This window comes from Pseudocitrobacter sp. 2023LY-00077 (assembly GCF_055796175.1).
In genome coordinates this window covers 191,399-211,398 of record NZ_JBSPEI010000009.1, presented here as the reverse complement: position 1 = coordinate 211,398, position 20,000 = coordinate 191,399, and the positions used below count along the sequence as shown (strand labels likewise).

At 53.1% G+C, this 20,000-nt stretch carries 14 protein-coding genes; 8 read left to right on the top strand and 6 right to left on the bottom strand.

What is annotated here, in order from left to right; translation table 11 throughout:
* Nucleotides 1-1,584, bottom strand: coding sequence for a phosphoethanolamine transferase (locus ACWWFX_RS13725; RefSeq protein WP_276218610.1), 1,584 nt, complete (start codon nucleotides 1,582-1,584; stop codon nucleotides 1-3).
* Between the two features lie 282 nt (nucleotides 1,585-1,866).
* Nucleotides 1,867-1,992: a manganase accumulation protein MntS gene (mntS, locus tag ACWWFX_RS13720; RefSeq protein WP_015965200.1), complete on the bottom strand. Its 126-nt coding sequence runs from the start codon at nucleotides 1,990-1,992 to the stop codon at nucleotides 1,867-1,869.
* Between the two features lie 181 nt (nucleotides 1,993-2,173).
* Between mntS and mntR the strand changes: the two genes are divergently transcribed.
* The 4 genes from mntR to ACWWFX_RS13700 all read left to right on the top strand — a co-directional run bounded on the left by mntR (nucleotide 2,174) and on the right by ACWWFX_RS13700 (nucleotide 5,983).
* A complete protein-coding gene (gene mntR / locus ACWWFX_RS13715) occupies nucleotides 2,174-2,647 on the top strand; it encodes a manganese-binding transcriptional regulator MntR (protein ID WP_015965199.1) in 474 nt (157 codons plus the stop codon).
* Entirely contained in the window at nucleotides 2,644-3,762 is a 1,119-nt protein-coding gene (locus tag ACWWFX_RS13710; RefSeq protein WP_473224049.1) for an anion transporter, read from the top strand. The genes mntR and ACWWFX_RS13710 overlap by 4 nt, the downstream gene beginning before the upstream one ends.
* Nucleotides 3,763-3,869: 107 nt before the next feature.
* A complete protein-coding gene (locus ACWWFX_RS13705) occupies nucleotides 3,870-5,246 on the top strand; it encodes a glycoside hydrolase family 1 protein (RefSeq protein ID WP_473224048.1) in 1,377 nt (458 codons plus the stop codon).
* A gap of 20 nt (nucleotides 5,247-5,266) precedes the next feature.
* On the top strand, nucleotides 5,267-5,983 hold the full coding sequence (locus ACWWFX_RS13700) for a GntR family transcriptional regulator (RefSeq protein WP_276218203.1): 717 nt from the start codon (nucleotides 5,267-5,269) through the stop codon (nucleotides 5,981-5,983).
* 61 nt (nucleotides 5,984-6,044) lie between these two features.
* On the opposite strand, the gene ldtB is transcribed toward ACWWFX_RS13700, so the two are convergent.
* Nucleotides 6,045-6,965 carry a L,D-transpeptidase gene (gene ldtB, locus ACWWFX_RS13695; protein ID WP_276218201.1) on the bottom strand — a complete coding sequence of 307 codons (921 nt, stop codon included), beginning with the start codon at nucleotides 6,963-6,965 and terminating at the stop codon, nucleotides 6,045-6,047.
* 217 nt (nucleotides 6,966-7,182) lie between these two features.
* On the opposite strand from ldtB, the gene ACWWFX_RS13690 reads away from it, so the two are divergent.
* The 3 genes from ACWWFX_RS13690 to ACWWFX_RS13680 all read left to right on the top strand — a co-directional run bounded on the left by ACWWFX_RS13690 (nucleotide 7,183) and on the right by ACWWFX_RS13680 (nucleotide 13,505).
* Complete coding sequence (locus ACWWFX_RS13690) at nucleotides 7,183-8,775, top strand: ABC-F family ATPase (protein WP_276218199.1); 1,593 nt, start codon at nucleotides 7,183-7,185, stop codon at nucleotides 8,773-8,775.
* Nucleotides 8,776-9,822: 1,047 nt separating this feature from the next.
* Nucleotides 9,823-11,466 (top strand): M48 family metalloprotease, encoded by a 1,644-nt coding sequence (locus ACWWFX_RS13685; RefSeq protein WP_473224047.1) that lies wholly within the window; start codon nucleotides 9,823-9,825, stop codon nucleotides 11,464-11,466.
* A 320-nt stretch (nucleotides 11,467-11,786) separates the two neighbouring features.
* Entirely contained in the window at nucleotides 11,787-13,505 is a 1,719-nt protein-coding gene (locus tag ACWWFX_RS13680) for a M48 family metallopeptidase (RefSeq protein WP_473224046.1), read from the top strand.
* Nucleotides 13,506-13,604: 99 nt separating this feature from the next.
* Here ACWWFX_RS13680 and ACWWFX_RS13675 read toward each other — a convergent pair whose 3' ends face one another.
* Nucleotides 13,605-15,974, bottom strand: a complete 2,370-nt coding sequence (locus ACWWFX_RS13675; RefSeq protein ID WP_473224045.1) for a glycoside hydrolase family 31 protein — start codon at nucleotides 15,972-15,974, stop codon at nucleotides 13,605-13,607.
* A 14-nt stretch (nucleotides 15,975-15,988) separates the two neighbouring features.
* Nucleotides 15,989-17,290 carry an MFS transporter gene (locus ACWWFX_RS13670; protein WP_473224044.1) on the bottom strand — a complete coding sequence of 434 codons (1,302 nt, stop codon included), beginning with the start codon at nucleotides 17,288-17,290 and terminating at the stop codon, nucleotides 15,989-15,991.
* Between the two features lie 299 nt (nucleotides 17,291-17,589).
* On the opposite strand from ACWWFX_RS13670, the gene ACWWFX_RS13665 reads away from it, so the two are divergent.
* Nucleotides 17,590-18,693 carry a LacI family DNA-binding transcriptional regulator gene (locus ACWWFX_RS13665; protein ID WP_473224043.1) on the top strand — a complete coding sequence of 368 codons (1,104 nt, stop codon included), beginning with the start codon at nucleotides 17,590-17,592 and terminating at the stop codon, nucleotides 18,691-18,693.
* On the opposite strand, the gene ACWWFX_RS13660 is transcribed toward ACWWFX_RS13665, so the two are convergent.
* Nucleotides 18,660-19,925: a DUF1479 domain-containing protein gene (locus ACWWFX_RS13660; protein WP_473224042.1), complete on the bottom strand. Its 1,266-nt coding sequence runs from the start codon at nucleotides 19,923-19,925 to the stop codon at nucleotides 18,660-18,662. The two genes, ACWWFX_RS13665 and ACWWFX_RS13660, sit on opposite strands and share 34 nt — an antisense overlap.
* Between the last annotated feature and the right edge of the window lie 75 nt (nucleotides 19,926-20,000).

The following is a 20,000-nucleotide window of genomic DNA, read 5'->3' as shown; positions in this document are numbered from 1 at the left end:
TTAACGGCTCTTCGTCGTAAACAGGTCCGTCCCCAGATGGTTGTAATCCACCTTCTGTAACTGGAAGTTGGTGATGTACACCGGCCCGGCCTTCTGTTCTGAGATAAAACGATAGCGCTGGCTAATTTCTTTCGCTTTGATGCCCGTCCACTGAGCGAAGAACCCAAGAAAATCATTCGCTGAACGGCGCGCCTTAATGACCTTATGCGCCTTGTCGTCACTCGACAGCACCATAAATGGCACCTGAAAATTCTGCTGGAATTTATCGTCGTGCGCCAGGTACTGCACCTCTTTTCCGCGCTCTTTAAATGCCAGCCCGTGATCGGAGAAGTACACCAGCGAGAAGCTGTCACCGCTGTTGCGTAGCTGATCGTACAGCTGGCGCAGCAAATCGTCGGTTTGCGTCATGGTGTAAAGATAGCAGGACGTCTCTTTCGATTGCACAAACACATCATACTTGCCGTGCGTGCGGTCGCAGGCCTGCGGGTGAGAACCCATCAAATGCAGCACGATAAGCTGCGGTTGAGTACGCTGCGACGCGAAGACCTGTGCGGTCATCTTCAACAGCGCCGTGTCCTGGGTGTTTTTATCCGCTTCAAAATCGCCACTTTTGAGGAACTGCACTTCATCTGCGCGTTTTGCGATGCTGGCGATGGCTGTGTCATATTCGCCGATTTGCCCCTGGTTGGAGAACCACCAGGTCTGGAAACCTGCGCGGTTAGCCAGGGTAACAAAGTTATCCTGATACTGCGGTTTGCCATCGACGACGCGGTTAAGGGTTAGCCCCAGCGATTTCTGCGTTGAACCGCTGGCGGCAATATAATCGTTAAACAGATAGCCATTCACCGAACTGGCAAACGGTGTGTTGTCCCAGTGGCCGCCAAACGCGCCCAGCGCATCACGACGCGCGCTTTCGCCAATCACCACCACATAGGTGTGATATTTCGGCTTCACGGCGGTGACCGTCCAGGTATCCTTCATTTGCGCGAACTGCGCCATGCGCTGCTGTTCGTCAATCACTTCGTTATTGTTAACGATGACGTCCTTCACGAAGCGAAATGCCGGGTAACCGGTATCTTTGAATTTAAAAACGCCGCCCCACGCCAGGTTTTGAATCGGCTGCACGAAGAAGGTGCCGACGCTGAATATCAGACACAGGGTTTCCATTTTACCCCAGCGTTTTACCGGGCTGGCCTTGCGGCGCACGGCAATTACGCCAAGGGCAAAAATAAACAGCGCCACCAGATAGCTGTACCACGGGAAGATGGTAAACATCTCGGTGGATTCTTCGACGTTTGTCGAATGCAGCGCCAGCAGGGTATTAAAGTTCGGTGCACCGTAGGCCTGGCTGAACGGGAAATAGAGCGCCGCCACCAGTGAATAAAGACCCAGCACCACTTTCTGGACTTTTGGCGCGGCTCGCCACACTAAATGGAGCACGCAGGTAAATGCCACCGCATACAACAGGCTGAAGGGGTAACCCAGGGCCAGGTTGATCAGCAGTGATTGCAGGAAATAGAGGCCCGTCCACGGACTCAGGGTAATTCCACGGGCGGCGAGAGTTTCTTTCAGCGTGACATTCATAAATCGCAACTATAAAAACGCCATGTGCGTCCCCTGGCGTCAAGGGGCTTTTTTGCCGGACATTATTGCGTAAAGAGAAGGGGGAAGCTCCGCATCTGCGAGCCGCAAAAGTGCAGGGCCGCACGAAGATAAAGCGCGCGCTGTTTTTGGTCAACTACCCATAACAAAATGTTTTGCGAAGGCGATTACAAAAGCGGAAGAAATGTGGGGTTTTTGAGCACGACAGGGGAGTCTGCCAGAGAAAAATGACAAAAAAATGAAGCGGCGTACCGCGACGCCGCGTTAGTTAGGTTTGTTGTCCTGCTGGGGTTTGCTGTTGATCATGTCGCACAGCATGTTAACCAGCATTAAACGGACTTTGAAAGGAGAGTGACTAAACACGCGTAAACACCTCTTGAATTCGTTCATGGTAACCTCCTGCTTTTGCGCTCGTCGTTCCGTGATGAGTGATTGCATTACATACAGATATAGCACAGGCTATATTTTATAGCTATGGCTAAACGTTAAATTTTTGTACTCAGAGCACGATCCATTACAATGGGGGCAATTTATAAGATGCTTTGACGCGTCACACCGATGAGGAAGTGCTATGAACCGCCGCGCAGGTAAGCCAACAACAAAAAAAGTGACGCAGCTGGTGAATGTGGAAGAACACGTTGAAGGGTTCCGTCAGGTGCGGGAAGCGCATCGCCGCGAGCTGATTGATGACTATGTTGAGCTGATTTCCGATTTGATCCGCGAAGTGGGCGAGGCGCGTCAGGTGGATATGGCCGCGCGGCTCGGCGTGTCGCAGCCAACTGTGGCGAAAATGTTAAAACGTCTGGCGGGCGTGGGGCTGATCGAGCAGATCCCATGGCGCGGTGTGTTCTTAACGCCGGAAGGCGAGAAGCTGGCTCAGGAGAGCCGCGAGCGTCATCAGGTGGTCGAGAGCTTTTTACTGGCGCTGGGCGTCAGCCAGGATACCGCCCGTCGTGATGCCGAAGGCATTGAACATCATGTCAGCGAAGAGACGCTGGACATGTTCCGCCAGTTTACCCAAAAACATGGGCAGTACGTTGAATGACACCTCCTTTTATTCGGTCGCTGGCGCGCGATCGTTTTCTGCATCTGTTGCTGCTTATCGGCGTCATCCTCACTTTTCTGGTTCCGTTTGCCCCGGCGCGTTGGCCCGCAGCGATTGACTGGCACACCATCATCACCCTGAGCGGTTTAATGCTGCTCACCAAAGGCGTTGAGCAGAGCGGCTATTTTGATGTGCTCGGGCGTAAGATGGCGCGACGTTTCGTTACCGAGCGACAGCTGGCTATCTTTATGGTGCTGGCGGCGGCGCTGCTGTCGACCTTTCTGACCAACGATGTGGCGCTGTTTATCATTGTGCCGCTCACCCTGACGCTAAAAAAATGGTGCGCCATTCCGGTTAACCGGTTGATTATTTTCGAGGCGCTGGCAGTGAACGCCGGTTCACTGCTGACGCCCATCGGCAACCCGCAGAATATTTTGCTGTGGGGCCGCTCCGGCCTGAGCTTCCCGGTCTTTACGTTGCAAATGTTGCCGCTGGCGCTGGCGATGATGGCGACACTGCTCGTTCTCTGCTGGTGTTGTTTCCCGGCGAAAAAACTGCAATTTCAAAGCAGCGATGCCACACCGTCATGGCGGCCAAAGCTGGTGTGGTGCTGCCTGGCCTTCTATCTGGTTTTCCTCGCCGCACTGGAGATGAAGCTCGAACTGTGGGGGCTGGTGTGCGTAGCCGTGGGCTTCCTGCTGCTGGAGCGGCGCGTGGTTTACAGCGTCGACTGGACCCTGCTGCTGGTCTTTATGGCGATGTTTATTGATGTGCATCTCCTGACGCAACTGCCTGCATTGCAGCATTCACTGCATGGTGTCGGGCAATTGTCGGACGGTTCTTTATGGCTCACGGCGATCGGTCTTTCGCAGGTGATCAGCAACGTGCCGTCAACGATTTTGCTGCTTAATTATGTGCCCCCCTCCATTCTGCTTGCCTGGGCGGTGAACGTCGGCGGTTTTGGCCTGTTGCCCGGATCGCTTGCCAACCTGATTGCGCTACGCATGGCGAACGATCGCCGTATCTGGTGGCGCTTCCATCTCTATTCTCTGCCCATGCTGCTGTGGGCGGCGTTGACAGGTTACGGCCTGCTGCATCTCCTCGGTCACCTTTAATCTTTCGGACAGGCTCACAAAACGTGAGCCTTTTCGTTGCGCCGTACGCTGCTTTCTAATATGACTAATCATATATGTTATTTGACTAGTCATATCTTGAGGGCGTCATGATGAACACACTGCCAGCTGATTTTCTTTGGGGAAACTCTGTTTCCAGCATGCAAACCGAAGGCGCATGGAACGAGGGCGGGAAGGGGATGTCGGTGTATGACATTCGCGAGCCGAAAGAGAACGCCTCTGACTGGAAGGTTGCCACCGATAGCTATCATCGCTTCGAAGAAGATTTTGATTTAATGCAGGATCTGGGCATGAACTGCTACCGTTTCCAGATTGCCTGGAGCCGCGTTTGCCCGGACGGCGACGGTGAGTTTAATGAAGAAGGTATCGCGTTTTATCAACGCTTTATCGATGGGCTTGTCGCGCGCGGCATCGCGCCGATGATTTGCCTCTATCATTTCGACATGCCGCTGGCGCTGGCGGAAAAATACAACGGTTTCACCGATCGTCGGGTGATGGACGCGTTCATCCGCTATGGCGAAAAAATGATTGATTGCTTTGGCGACCAGGTAACCTGGTGGCTCACCTTCAATGAACAGAACCTTTACCATATGCCGGAAGCATTTTTGATTTCCGGTTATATGCAGGGTGAGAAAACGTTACGCGAGCTTTATCAGATTCAGCACCACGTGATGATGGCGCACGCGCATCTCACACACTATCTGCATGAAACCAAACCCGGCAAGCTAATGGGCGGCATGCTGGCGCACGCCCAGGTGTACCCGGCAACCTGTAAACCGCGCGATGTGTTCTGCGCCCGTCAACTCGACGAATTCTTCAATCAGAATCTGTTACGCGCGTTTGCGGGGCAGGGCTACAGCCCGGAAGTGATGGCGTTTGTCGAGAGAGAAGGTCTGCGTGATATCTATCGCGATGAAGACCTCGCCGTACTGGCGACGCTAAAAAATGATTATATGGCCTTCAGCTACTATGCCAGCCGCACGTTGAGCAGCGATCCCATTCCGGAAGGCACTGCCGTCAATAACTATATGCTCTTTGGCGATACGCCCAACCCGCATCTGAAAGCCACCGAATGGAACTGGCAAATCGATCCGCTTGGGTTCCGCAGCATCATTACGCGATACTATAACGACTGGCGTCTGCCGGTCTTCCCGATAGAGAACGGCATCGGGGTGATTGAATCCTGGGATGGCGAAACGCCTGTCGCCGATGATTACCGCATCGCCTATCATCGCGACCACATCAATGCCATGAAAGAGGCCATTTTTGAGGATGGAGCACAGGTGATAGGCTATCTGGGCTGGGGGTTAATTGATATTCTCAGCTCCCAGGGCGACATGCGTAAGCGTTATGGCGTGGTGTATGTGAACCGGGAAAACCATGATTTGAAAGATTTGCGCCGCGTGCCGAAGAAAAGCTACGCATGGTTGAAGCGGGCGATTCACAGCAACGGCGAAGAGATGTAACACCCATTAAGGAGCGGAAGATGGCGGCGAAGTACCTCTCCATCGCACAGGAAATTAAGCAGCGTATTCTGAGCCAGCGTTATCCGGCGACGGAGCCGCTGCCCGATCAGCTGGCGCTGGCGGCTGAATTCAACACCAGCCGCATGACCATTCAGCAGGCGATGCGCCAACTGATTGTTGAAGGCATTATCTATGCGCGTCAGGGGCAGGGGACGTTTGTGCGTAAAAACTTCCGCCAGCTTTCGCAGTGGGATGTCGCGGGCAGCGACTATTTCGGCGCAACGGAAACCTGGCGGCACCTCGGCGAGGTGACAAGCCAGGTGATTGCCTTTGAGGTGCGCTTCCCGAATGAAAAAGAGCAAGCCTCGCTGCTGATGAGTGCCGATGCGCCGGTCTATGATTTTATTCGCTTGCGTTTAGTGAACGGTGAACCGATTTCGCTGGATATGACGGTAATGCCGGTCGCGCTGGTGCCTGGGCTCAATAAATCACATCTGGAAAGTTCGGTTTTCCGCTACGTGCGCGAAACGCTGGGCTTAAAGATGATGGGCTCTTATCGCGTGGTGCGCGCCTGTAAGCCGGATGCTCGCGACAAAGAGTATCTCAACTGCGACGAGACCGATCCGGTGCTGGAGCTGGAGCAGGTTATTTATCTGGAAGACGGTACGCCGCTGGAGTATGCGCACTGCCATTATCGCTATGATCATGGCGGGTTTGTGATGGTGAATAATGGATGAGGGGATTACCCCAAAAAAAATGGCGAAGCATCAGCTTCGCCATTTTTGTATCTGAACCGAATCAGTTCAGACGAATCGGTACACCGGCGCGGTTCTGAATCGCCTGATTCAGCACGTCCTGGTCTACATCAGACTGGGAAGTCACCTTCTGCACCGTAGAGTTCAGCGTAACCGGAACGGTTTCACCGCCTTCAAACTGCGCTTCAGTCACTGACAGCGGGTTGTGAACTTCGATGAAGCGGCTGCCATCCGGTTCTGTGGTTGCTTTCACGGGTTCATCAATAAACTGTACGCGGGTACCGACCGGCACGCTTTCGAACAGGAATTTGATGTCTTCGTTACGCAGACGCACACAGCCGTGGCTCACGCGCAGACCGATACCAAAGTTGGCGTTAGTGCCGTGAATCGCATACAGGCGACCGATGTACAGCGCATACAGGCCCATCGGGTTATCCGGGCCAGCCGGAACCACTGCTGGCAGTGGGTTACCCGCCGCGCGATATTCCGCGTGCATTTTCGCCGTTGGGGTCCATGTCGGGCCCGCTTTCTTGCGTTCTACTTTGGTGGTCCAGTTAATCGGAGTGTCTTTACCCAACTGGCCGATACCGATTGGCAGCACGATGACAGTGTTAGTGCCTTTCGGGTAGTAGTACAGACGCATTTCCGCGCTGTTGATGACGATACCTTCATGCACGGTATCCGGCAGAATCAGCTGCTGCGGAATGGTCAGCACGGTGCCGCCTTTCGGCAGATACGTATCCACGCCTGGGTTAGCTTCCAGCATATTGGAAAGACCCATCTGATACTGCGCCGCAAAGTACTCCAGCGGCTGCTTGTTGTTTTCAGGGATGGTGATCACCTGATTCTGACCAATGACACGACTACCATCCGTCGGTAACGGATATGTCACTGCGGATGCGGTTTTACAGAAGCCAACGACTGCAAGCGCCGCAGCGAAAAGTGTTGTTAATTTCATGTTCATGTTGTTCGAGATATCAGTGCCACTCAGGCTGTGGTTGGAAAATCGGATGTATGATGGAAGCGCATTATATGTGCATTCCCGGCAACAGGGAATTCAGATGTGTACGAAATCACATTTTTTTCACTTAGGTGACAGTTTAGCGCGTTACGAAGGCGGGCGATTTTAATTCGGAATTGTGGCATAATAGGCGGTTTGTCACATTCCTCAGGATACTTCCGTGTTAGTTACCAGCAACGTTACCATGCAGTTTGGCAGTAAGCCGCTGTTCGAAAACATCTCCGTCAAATTTGGCGGCGGCAACCGTTACGGCCTGATTGGCGCTAACGGGAGCGGCAAATCCACCTTTATGAAAATCCTCGGCGGCGACCTTGAGCCGACGCTGGGCAACGTCTCTCTCGACCCGAACGAGCGCATCGGTAAGCTGCGTCAGGATCAGTTCGCCTTCGAAGAGTTCAGCGTTCTGGATACGGTCATCATGGGACACGGTGAGCTGTGGGAAGTTAAACAAGAGCGCGACCGCATCTATGCGTTGCCGGAAATGAGCGAAGAAGATGGCTATAAAGTGGCCGACCTCGAAGTGCTCTACGGTGAAATGGACGGTTATTCCGCCGAAGCGCGCGCCGGTGAATTGCTGCTGGGCGTGGGGATTCCGCTGGAACAGCATTACGGCCCGATGAGCGAAGTCGCACCTGGCTGGAAACTGCGTGTGCTTCTGGCGCAGGCGCTGTTCTCTAACCCGGACATCCTGCTGCTCGATGAACCGACCAACAACCTGGACATCGACACCATTCGCTGGCTGGAGCAGGTGCTGAACGAGCGCGACAGCACCATGATCATCATTTCGCACGACCGTCACTTCCTGAATATGGTCTGCACCCACATGGCAGATCTCGACTACGGTGAGCTGCGCGTCTACGCCGGTAACTACGACGAATACATGACCGCCGCAACCCAGGCGCGTGAACGCCTGCTGGCCGATAACGCCAAGAAAAAAGCGCAGATTGCTGACCTGCAATCCTTCGTTAGCCGCTTTAGCGCCAACGCCTCTAAATCTCGCCAGGCAACGTCCCGCGCGCGTCAGATTGATAAAATCAAACTCGACGAAGTCAAAGCGTCGAGCCGTCAGAACCCGTTCATTCGTTTTGAACAGGATAAGAAGCTGTTCCGTAACGCGCTGGAAGTGGAAGCCCTCAGCAAAGGCTTTGATAACGGCCCGCTGTTTAAAGGCGTTAACCTGCTGCTGGAAGTGGGCGAGAAACTCGCGATCCTGGGGACCAACGGCGTCGGTAAATCCACGCTGATGAAAACCCTGGTCGGTGATTTAACGCCGGATCACGGTACGGTGAAATGGTCCGAAAACGCGCAAATCGGCTACTACGCGCAGGATCATGAATTCGAATTTGAAAATGACCTGACCGTCTTCGAATGGATGAGCCAGTGGAAACAGGAAGGCGACGACGAACAAGCGGTGCGTAGCATCCTCGGTCGTCTGCTGTTCAGCCAGGACGATATCAAGAAACCGGCGAAAGTACTTTCCGGTGGTGAGAAAGGTCGCATGCTGTTCGGTAAACTGATGATGGAAAAACCGAACGTGCTGGTCATGGATGAACCGACCAACCACCTGGATATGGAATCCATTGAATCGTTGAACATGGCGCTGGAAATGTATCCGGGCACGCTGATCTTTGTTTCTCACGACCGTGAATTTGTGAGCTCGCTGGCGACGCGCGTGATTGAAATTACGCCGGAGCGCGTGATTGACTTCACCGGTAATTACGAAGATTACCTGCGTAGTAAGGGTATCGAGTAAGGTTTTCTGACCATTTGAGAAGCTGGCTGGGAAAATTTTTCTGCCAGCTTTTTTTTATCATTTTCCAGACGTTTGATTGTTTACAGCATCTCAATGCGATATGGCTTACGGTGTAAATCTATTTTTTAATTCGGTTTTTAAATGTTTTTAGTGCGTAATATAGTGATGTAAAAACCAAAGGAATAAATATCACCCAGATGATAAGGATATCTGCCAGGGCAGGGTTGAAATCATAACTCTCATTATAAAAGCTGTAATGAAAATGTAGATAGTCGTATATTGTCCATGCTATTGATTCAATATCCAAAAACGCGCTGGTAATTAACAATGTCAGGCAGGCTATGCATAAGAATAGTAAATAAATCGCTGCTGATTTTAAAATGAAAATTAACATAGTTACCTTGTGTGCAGATATTACGCTTAGGCTTGTCGCTGACGCGCTCCGATTGAGCATATCACTATAATTTTAACATAGCAAAAGCGGTCGCTTGTGGCCTTTAAGAAGTTATAAGTTGAAAACATCTTGATTCATTGCTTAATAAATATATTAACATTGTTTTCACTAAGCATTATTGAATTAATTACATTAATAATGTTAATGACATGACTCACCGATGTCATCAAATTTTTTTCTGATGGCATCAAAAAGAAAAATTTAATATGATCCTGTCGCTGATTTATAATGGATTTGGTAAGTTTAATTTACTCGTTGAATGAGTGTGTAATTGTAATTAGGTTATTCAATAATATTATTAATTTAAATGGATGACGTTTTATATGGACATAAAAAGAGTAATTAGTCTTTTTTATACCCCATTATTTCTCTTTATATATGGATTATGGAAATGCTGGCGGGCAAGTGATAACGCTGATGAAATAGAAGCCCTCCAGTTTGTATTAGCTATGCTGGCGATGTTCTTAACTGTGATAGCGATGTGTATCCTGGGAAGCGCGGTTGTGGTGTGTAAGGCATGCGCACGCACTTCGCGACGTTCCCAGGATGTGCTCATCCAAAAGTTTACTCTCTGCCGACGACTACTGCCCTTCATGATGGTTGGCGAAATCCTTTTTTGTGGCCTTGCGACCGTCGCTTTAGTGCTCTCCGAAATTATCTGGGCCATGGGGCACGTAGAGATGAATGGTGGCGGTATGAAATTGCTGTTCGCCATGGTGATAGCGGTATTTGCCATACTCTGGATGATCATTAAAAGTTTCTTTTCTGTTCGGAAATGCTTTGCCCTGTTTAAGCCTGAAGATTCGCGGGTGATTGGCGTCAATTTGCCGGAAGTACAGACACCCGAACTCTGGCAGTGGGTCCGGAGCCTCACCTCTCAGGCGCAGCTCACGCCACCTGATAATATTGTCGTCGGGTTTTTTGACTGCTTTTATGTGACGGCCAATCCCGTACAAATTGAAAAGGGCGAGCGGTTAGCGGGGAATACGCTCTATTTACCGCTGACGTATCTGTCGCTCCTTAATGAAGCGGAGATTGCCGCCGTGGTGGGGCATGAGTTAGGTCACTTTACCGGCGAGGATACGCAGTACAGCCTGCGCTTCGCGCCCCTCTATGCGGGCATGCAAAATAGCCTGCAACAGATGGCGAAAAACATGCAGGATGCCTGGATAGACCGCCTGGTATTGTCTCCTGCGCTGAATATGGCGATGTGGTTTTTACAGACATTCCACGAGACGGTGAACCACTGGAGTCGCATCCGGGAACTTGCCGCAGATAAAACCGGGGCTAGCGTATCGTCCTCTGCGGCCTTCGCCTGCGCATTGCTGAGAATATCGGCGCTGAGTGAACCGGTTGAGCGCTACCTGGAAGACGTTCTTCGCGGGCGGAAGAACAGTGACAATTGGACTGACGGACTTGTGCTGGCGTTGCAAAAGCAGGGGCCGCTTGATGTCCTCGCCAGCATCGACAGTGAAATTGCGCATCCCATGGATAGTCATCCCACGACCCGCGCGCGTATCACCGCCCTGAATCTTTCACTCGATGAAGAGTTGCTGTCACGCGCCTCTCGTGCCGTCGCGCCAGAAGAGAACCTCTTCTTCCCTGCGTTATTCGGGCCTGTTGCCAGCGCATTATCTTGCGAGATATCTCAGGAGATTGAACCACTGCGCGCCGAGATACGTGAGGAAATCGAGGCTGAAGCGACACTGGCGACAGAGGCGAAGGCTATATGGTCTTCCTCATCGATGGCATGGATCATGATGATCGTGGGTATTGTACTGATATTTGGCGGGGGCTATCTGGTGCTCTTTCAACACCTTAGCGGGATATGCTGGCTGTTTACGCTGATAGGTCTCCCGCTGGGTATGATGGGGAATGTGGCATTACAGCGGTCGCGTCAGCCATTGTTCACATTGACGCCGCAAAGCATTACCAGCCTCTATCTTCCACAGCCGCTACCGCTGGAATACATTGAACGTTATGAGGTTGTTGTCATCTCCGGCGCCGCGATGCTCCATCTGTATGTGCGTAATGGCGATAGGCTGAATATCACCACCAAACGCTTTATGCAGGTATTCCGTTATGAACCTCAGGAAAGCCGGGTCGTCGTCGTTGTAAGCAGCCCTTGCTGCGAAGAAGAGGGGAAAAAAGTTAAGCTCGATGCTGTAACGATGTCACAGATCGTTGGGCAGTATATTTCATCTGCGCACGCGCGTGCGGAATTGAGTAAGTTTTAAATCTTTATGCTGGATGCCGTCATAATTTGACGTCTCTTTGTTATGTATTTAATGGGTGAATAAATAATTCTATGGCTCGCACACGGATGTTACATATATTTATTATGCCACTGCTTATTCTCTTCTATGCAGTCTGGCAATACTGGCGGATAAGCGACACGATACATACAGCAAACTTATATGGCTTTGCGACTGACGGGATATTGCATGTACGCCAGGTACTGGCGATATCAGGTTTATTGTTATCTTCTGGGGCGTTGAGTATTGTAATCTATGCTGTACTGCTATGCGCTCTGTCGGCACGGTGTAGTCGGGCATCCGTGGATCAATTAATTACCCACTTTACGCTTTGTAAGCGTCGTCTGCCCTATCTGATGGTGGGCGAGATGATGCTGTGTGGTTTAGCGGTAGTGAGTCTCCTTGCTTCTGAAATCCTGTGGGTGATGGCCCGACATCAGATTTATGCTGTGGAAATCAAAGCGCTTGCCGGCAGTGTAATCATGATTGTGATGATTATTGCTCTTCTGGGAAATAGCATTTCTACTCTCAAAAAAACACTGCAAATTTTTAAGCCTGCTGATTCTGTTCTCCGGGGAGAAAACATCTCGGAACAGCAAGCGCCCGCGTTCTGGCAATGGATACGGCAGATAGCGCACAACGCGCAATTAACCGTTCCCGATAATATTGTTGTCGGCCTGTGTGACAGCTTTTTCGTCACAGCCAATACCGTGCAACTCAAAGGTGGTGAACGATTAACGGGTAACACGTTACATTTCCCGCTAACCTACGCTTCCTTGATGTCAAAAGCGGAAATTGCGGCGATAATCGGCCATGAACTGGGGCATTTTAGCGGGGAAGATACGCAGTATAGCCTCCGTTTTGTTCCAATTTACGACAGCATGCAGCGTAGTCTGGCGGCACTTGCAGACAATTCAATGGCTGGCTCATTTCTGGATAACCTTATTTTGAACCCTGCGTTGGATATGGGGCGATGGTTTCTGGAATGTTTTCACGAGTCGGTCAACCACTGGAATCGTCTGCGTGAACTGGCCGCCGATCGGGCGGGAGCTAAAAGTGCGTCCTCTGAGGATTTTTCTTCGGCGCTGCTGCGTGTTATTGCGTTAACCGAACCGGTTAACGAACATCTTGACGCGTTGGTTAATCGACGTGTATTGGCGGAGAACTGGGTTGCCAGCCTGTATGATTTTATTGCGCCGATGGGGTCTTTGGATGTGCGAGCGGCAATCGACCGCGAGATAGCGCATCCAATGGATAGCCATCCAATCACGCGCGAGCGAATCGCGGCCCTCGGCGTAGCCTTTGATAAATCGCTTATCGCACGGGCTTCTCGTCCGGTAAGTGAGGAGGATTACGGGGCCGTTGCGCAGTTGTTTGATGTGAGCGAACCGGCGCTGTATCGCACTCTTCCCGGGGCTATCGTTGAGAGTCAGCGCCAGGCACTTCAGACTGATGCCGGGCGGGGGCTGGAACGTCTTGACTTGTGGATGATACAGAAATCTTCGCCCATTCTTTATTGGGGGGGCTGGCTGCTGATTGCGATGTCTCTGCTTTTGTGGGTGCCCGCCGTGGTGTTGCGGCTCTGGAGCTGGCTACCTTATGGTCTCGCCATGCTATTTCTCGGCGTTGTCTTTATCTGGCAGGCAAAACGGCAGAAACGCCGTGTCCGTCAGCCCATTTTTTCTCTCACTGCGGAGAGTATTGAAAGTACTTATCTCCCCCAGCCTCTTATGTTGCGCGATATCACCGCCTTTGATTTACAGGCGGATTCCAGTTCGATGACTCTGGTGTTGTATGTCCGTGAGGGGTATCACCCCGACATTTCGCTGACAAAGAAACAATCGATGCCGGCTATTCGTTTTAACGACGCAATACGCGCAATGCAGATTTATGATGTCGGTGATCTGTGGCTTAAAAGCGGTCGTGAGAGCGTGAAGGTGACGCCTGAGAAGCTGACTGAGTGGGTAGGGCAATACCTGACTTCTGACCGAGCGCGCCAGCATTTACAGGATTATTCATGATTAACCATCGGTGATGGCTATAGCCGGGGTTAATGGATGGGAAAGATGAAGGGTAATGAAAACAGAACGGCCCCCTCGGGCCGCTCTCTTTTTACAGCGTTATTCCGCGAGTTTCCACGCGTCAATTAACTGACCGTTGACGCGTAGCTGGCGTTTCTCATCCTTCGGCAGAGAAATCGTTAACGTTTTCCACGCCGGGCGATAATCCCCTCGGGTGGTGATGTTCAGATTAATAGTTGTGCCATCGCAAACCATTTCCCATTCTACCCACAGCGCATTCCCGTTCTGATAACCCCACGATTCACCGTCATCTTCAAACAGCAGGCCGGATGTGGTGGCGACGCCTTTTACCGGGAAGAGTTTCAGCTCACGCGTATCATCGTCTTTAGCGCTGACAAAGCTAATGCGTTCGCTCACCGGCAGGGCGGCCCCGGCGCGAACCAGCAGCGGCAGTTTTTCCAGCGGGGCATCACGCGTAATCCACTGACCGCCACTAAACCATTCGCTGGTGTAAAAATCGTACCAGCCGGTCTCGTTATCAGGCAGCCAGACGCGGCGCTCGCGCTGGCCAGGTTCAACCACGCTTGCGACCAGTAAATCACGTCCAAGCAGGAAGTCATCGCACTCCTCAAAAGTTTGCGCGTCGTGCTCGTGGTCGAGGAAGGTAGGGCGCAACATCGGTTCGTCGTCTGCGTGAGACTGCCACAGCAGGGTGTAGAAGTACGGCAGCAGGCGATAGCGCAGTTCAATGGCGCTGCGGATTGCCGGGGTAATCGCCGGGTACATCCACGGCTCGTTGACCGTGTGATCGTCATTCCATGAGTGAATGGTAAAGCGCGGATGCATCACGCCGTTCTGCACCCAACGGACGAACAGTTCCGGGTCGGGCTTGTCGCCGGAGAAGCCGCCAACGTCATGACCGAGGTTATAGAGACCCGACAGGCTCATCCCCAGCCCCATACGGATGCTATAGCGCAGGGTGTCCCAGTTTGTGCGGTTATCGCCGCTCCAGGTTTGCACGTAGCGCTGCATCCCCGCGCAGCCGGAGCGAGAGATAAGGTAAGGGCGCTTGTTCGGCGCAAACTGCTGCTGTGCTTCCAGCGAGGCGCGCATCATCAGCAGCGGCATCACCGGGCGGATGTGCTTGATGGCAATCTCGCGGCCAAAGCCGTGACAGCGCGCTTCACCATCCCATACTTCAAATTCGTTATTGTCATTCCAGGTGGAGTCGATCCCCATGTCCAGCAGTTGTGTGGTGACGCCGTCTTTCCACCAGTTAACGGTTTGCGGGTTGGTGAAATCGAGGTGGGAACCTTCATCATCCCAGAAACTGGAGCGCTCCGGCGCATCGCTTTCTGAATCACCAATAAACAACCCTTTTGCGGCCACCTCTTCATAACGCGGATGATCCTGCAACAGACACGGTTTGATGTTGGCCGCCAGATGCAGCCCGGCATCGTGAAACGCCTGGCTCATCACTTTCGGCTGCGGCACCTTGTCATAGTTCCAGTTGAAGACGTAGCGCTTACCGTTGATCGAGGTATAGCCGGATGAAAGCTGGAACGAGTCGCACGGAATGGCGTGCTCGTCGCACAGGCGGATAAAGTTCATCAGCTGATTTTGCGCATCCGGCGCATCGGTGTAGTGCATGGTGGAACCGCTGTAACCCAGGCTCCATTTCGGCCCGAACAGCGTTTTCCCGGTCAGGCGCACAAACGCTTTGGTGACGTCGAGCACGCGCTCGCCGGTAAAGATGTAGTAATCGATATCGCCCGCTTCCGCCTGCCAGCGACGGTACGCGGTGTGATAGTTATCGATCTCATTACCGAGGTCCAGCCAGCAACTGCTCAGATTGTCGTAAAACAGGCCAAAACTGATATCGTCGCGGCGCGTGATGGTGAACGGAATGTGCTTATAGAGCGGGTCGGTACTGACAGCGTTGTAGCCCATCGCATCGAGGTTACGCATCTCATAGCGTTTACCGTTGCGTTGCAGGTCGCCCGCTTTATCGCCGAGCCCATAAAAACGCTCATCTTTGCGACGGCTTTGATAGTGCGCCACGCCGTCGCCGTGGGCGTTCAGCAGATAGGCGCTGGTGGGGCGATCGTTGACTAACGGCTGCCATTCGCCTTCGGCATTGCGATAGTGCCACTCCAGCCACAGCGGCTGGTGGATGGTCGCGCGCAGGGAGTCGGTGGCGACGATGACGGTGCCATCCTGCTCGGTCAGCGTCCAGCCGGGCAGGGTAAAGCCGCTGAGGTCTTCGCGTTGTCGGCCTTCCCATGGCACGTCCTGCTGCGGGGCGATGCTCCAGGTTCTGTCCAGCGCCAGCTCGCCTTTGCGTTTAATCAGCACGCGGAACAGCGTGTCTTCCAGCACGCACAAACACAGGGTGTGCTGGCCATCGACCAGCAGTTCAATGTGGTGGTCAGATTGCTTTTGCAGGGTCCAGTTTTTCAACGTTTTCATTTTTACATCCACTCTCAGGCGCGTTTAGCGCGACGTTCAGCAATAAATGCCACCAGGAAACAGGCGCCGATCAGGTCGAAGAAACCCATGGCGATAAACAGCGGGTTGAAGCCGATTTTGTCGGCGGTCGCCCCGATAATCAGGGAAAAGAGGAAGCTGGCGATCCAGGCCGCCGAGCCGCGCATACCGTTAACGGTTGCCATCTGGCCTTTATCGAAAGACTCCACCACCAGCGCGCTGAGCATGCAGGAGATGATCTGGTGGCCGAAGCCGCCGATGGACATCAGCACCACGGCAATAATCGGATCTTTCGTGATGGCGACTACCGCCAGCGAAATCATCATAAAAGCGCCGGTAACGGAGCTGGCGACGGTCGAGTTGACGCGGGAGCAGCCAAACAGACGCGTATAAAGCCGGGTCAAATAGCCGCTGGCCACGCTGCCGAGGTCTGCCGCCAGGAACGGCAGCCAGGCGAACAGGGCGATCTGCTTGAGATCCATGTTGTACTGTTTTGCGAAGTAGAGCGGCATCCAGAAGCTGAACACAGCCCAGGCCGGTTCGGCCATAAACGCCGGGATGGCGATACCGTAAAAACGTTTGTTTTTACCGACGGTTTTCAGCGCGGTTAAGAAGGGAAGCTTCACCGGCGGCGCTTCGTTATCCTGGCGGATGTATTCCAGCTCGCTCTTGCTCAGATTCGGGTGCTTGTCAGGGTTGTGGTAGAACGCCCACCACAGCACAACCCACAGCATCGCCAGTACGCCGGTAAACATAAACGCGCCCTGCCAGCCAAACGAAGCATGTGCAAAATAGATAATCGGCGGTGCCAGCATCGCGCCAATGGAGAAGCCCACGCCCGCCCAGCCAGAGGCAATCGGACGCTCGGCCTTAGGGAACCATTCGCCAATCGTTTTGGCATTTGCCGGTGTTGCAGCCGCTTCAGCGCCACCCATAAAGAAGCGCAGAATCGCCAGATGCACCCAGCTTCCGGCCCCGGCGTGCAGCAGGCAGGCCAGTGCCCACAGGGAGGCGCAAATCATAAAGCCGAGCTTCAGGCCGATAACGTCGATCAACCATCCGCACAGCGGCTGGAAAAGGGTATAGGCAATCTGGAACGCGCCGACGATCCAGGAGTATTGCTCGGTGGTGATGCCGAGGCTGGTTTTCAGCTCGGGAGCCAGAATACCCAGCGAGTTACGGGTGATGTAATTGACGGTTACGCCAAGCAAAAACAGGATTAGCATCCACCAGCGCAGGTTTTTCACCACCCGACGGGTTTTGCTGACGGTCATATCGTTATTGATGCCCTGACTCATAGGGATCTCCACAGAATTTTGTAGGGTAAGGTGGGGCAACTCCGTGGAGAGTTATCACACCAATCTAATTAACCTTTTGATATCTTTATTATTTAGTTTTAGACACTTCCGCTATGCTTGTATGGAAGTTGTTCTACCAATTCAGACTAAGAGACAAAAAAAGCCAGGGAAAGCGGGTTTTGTGCACGTTTTTTCATGAGTGGCTGAGATACATTATGAATGTCTTTCTCAGGCCTTATTACATAGGGTTTCTGCCCTATGAAAATTCTTTCATTCGCGAATTTGAATCGGATCACAAAATGGAAAAGAAGCTGAAAATCGCCGAAATTGCCCGGCGCACCGGGCTTTCCGCCAGCACCGTTTCGCGTGTGCTGGCGGGAAAAGCCAACACCAGCCCACGCGCGCGTGAACTGGTACTGAACGCGGCGCGCGAACTGGGGGTAATGGACGGAATGGCGGCGGGACGTTTGCTGCTCAACAGCCTGATGGTTTTCGCGCCCCCACGCGCCTTCGACGAACGTTCGGATATCTTTTACTACCGCGTGATCCAGAGCATCAGCAAAGCGCTTGCCCCGCACGAAGTCCGCCTGCGCTATTGTCCGCTGGAAGAAAATGACAGCGACCCGACGCTGTTTCTCTCAAGGATGAATGAAGCGGAAACGCAGGCGGCGATCCTGCTCGGTATTGACGATCCGCATATCCACGATCTGGCCGCCGATCTTGGCAAACCTTGCGTGTTGATCAACTGTCGCGATGAGCGGATGCGTTTGCCGGCGATCGCCCCGGATCACCGCATGATTGGCGCATTTGCTGCACGCTATTTGTTTGAAATGGGTCATCGGGAAGTGCTGAATGTGATGTGCCTGCGCCGTTACACCATGGAACAGCGGCTGGCAGGCATTCGTGAGTCCTGGGCGCAGCATAATCTGCATTTTCAGCACCACAGAGATCTGCTTAATATCAACAGTTTCAGTGCCAAAGCCACGGAAGAGCGGGTGGGTGAGTGGCTGGATGCGCATAAAGGGCAAAACCTGCCGACGGCGTTTCTGGTGGGAAGTGATTTTATGGCTGCGGGGACCATTAATGCGCTGCGTCTGCGCGGCCTGCGCGTGCCGCAGGACATCTCGGTGATGAGTATTGATGGCTTTAATCTGGCGGCCATCGAAGATGTTCCGCTGACCGCAGTACACGTCCCCCGTGATGAGCTGGGCAGTGAAGCGGTGCAGATGCTGCAACAACGGTTGATTCGCCCGGATGCGCCGGTCGGTTCGCTGCTGCTACATGGACGCTTAGCTGTGCGGGAATCGGTGCGGCGAGTGCGCCCCGGAAAAGGGCACACCGCCGTCGATCGTGAAGGGCTCTACGATAATCAGGCTTCCATGCCCAGCGCCCGTCTGCCGTGAATATTCAGGTCGTTAAGGGTAAAGCGACCTTCCCAGTTAACCTCGTAGTCTTCGCGCGGGAAGTCACCCGGCGAAGCGCCTTTCTCCAGCGCTGCCCGCACTTTATGAGCGTAGGCGAGGTTTTTCTCACACATTGGCGCGGCGGGAATGTACATCACGTTGCCCCAGCCTTGCTGATTTTCCACCGGCGCGACGGCGTGAATAACGTCGCAGTGCCACCACACCGAATCACCGGCTTCCACCGCCGGAATTGAAGTCAGCGCCTTGATAAGCAATGGATGCCACTTTTCGGAAATTGGCAATACTCTGCCTGGCGCAACGCCGCACAGCTCATCTTCCGGCACATCATCAAGCAGCGGACGCAGCAGCACGTAAGCCATCGCTTCCGGGATTGGCACCACGTGGAGCAGGCCTTGATCGGCAATCATATCCGAGAGCGCGGTCCAGCCCTGGAAGGTGCGGAAGACGGAGCATTTGGTGGTGTTATCGACGGTGTACTCTTCCACATCAGTACGGTGCGCCGCATTCCAGGGATCGTATTCGTCAATCCTGCCGTTAAACACATTGGCAAAAACCTGTTGATAGGCGGGCAGCAACCAGCGCTCCAGCGCGCCGGAATCCGTATGTGCGCCCAGACCTTTCGAGGTGGTGCCCGGCGGGCGGCGGCGAATACGATCCGGATAAATAACGCTGACGTCCGGGTTAAACCACTGTTTTCCATCACTCTCGACCTGCCACAGGCGGTTCAGGAACGACTGCACGGCGGCCATATTGTCGCTCTGTCGGGCCTGCATTTGCGCCTGTGACCAGTAGATCGGGTAGATTTCCGGGCGCGACGCTTCCAGCGAGCCAAAGAAGCTGTCGCCAGGGCCTTTGTAGACATCATCAAAGTGGTTGGCATCCAGGTAATCCAGCATGGCGCGATCCCACGCCAGCGCCTGCTCGCGCGGGAAGTGACCTTTGATCACCGCACAACCGCGTCGCTTGATCTCTTCGCGGGTGGCGTCGCTGATGCTGCCCGATGCAATTTCAGAAAAAGGGATCTCCGGCCATATCGGCAGACCCTGCGCCTTTCGTGCCTCAATGTCCGCAACACGGGCATCAATTTTTGCGGTCAGCTTATCGAAAACCTGCTGCACATCACCAAGTTGCGCGCGCAGTGTCGCCTTCATCTGGCGAATCGCTAATTTTGGATCGGCAGGCAGCGTGTCGTGGGTAAAGGTAAGAGCCATATCAACCTCGCAATCTTTCATTCGAAAGTAAAAATGATTACAAGTGATACTTTAAGTTAAAAATAAGTTAATGCA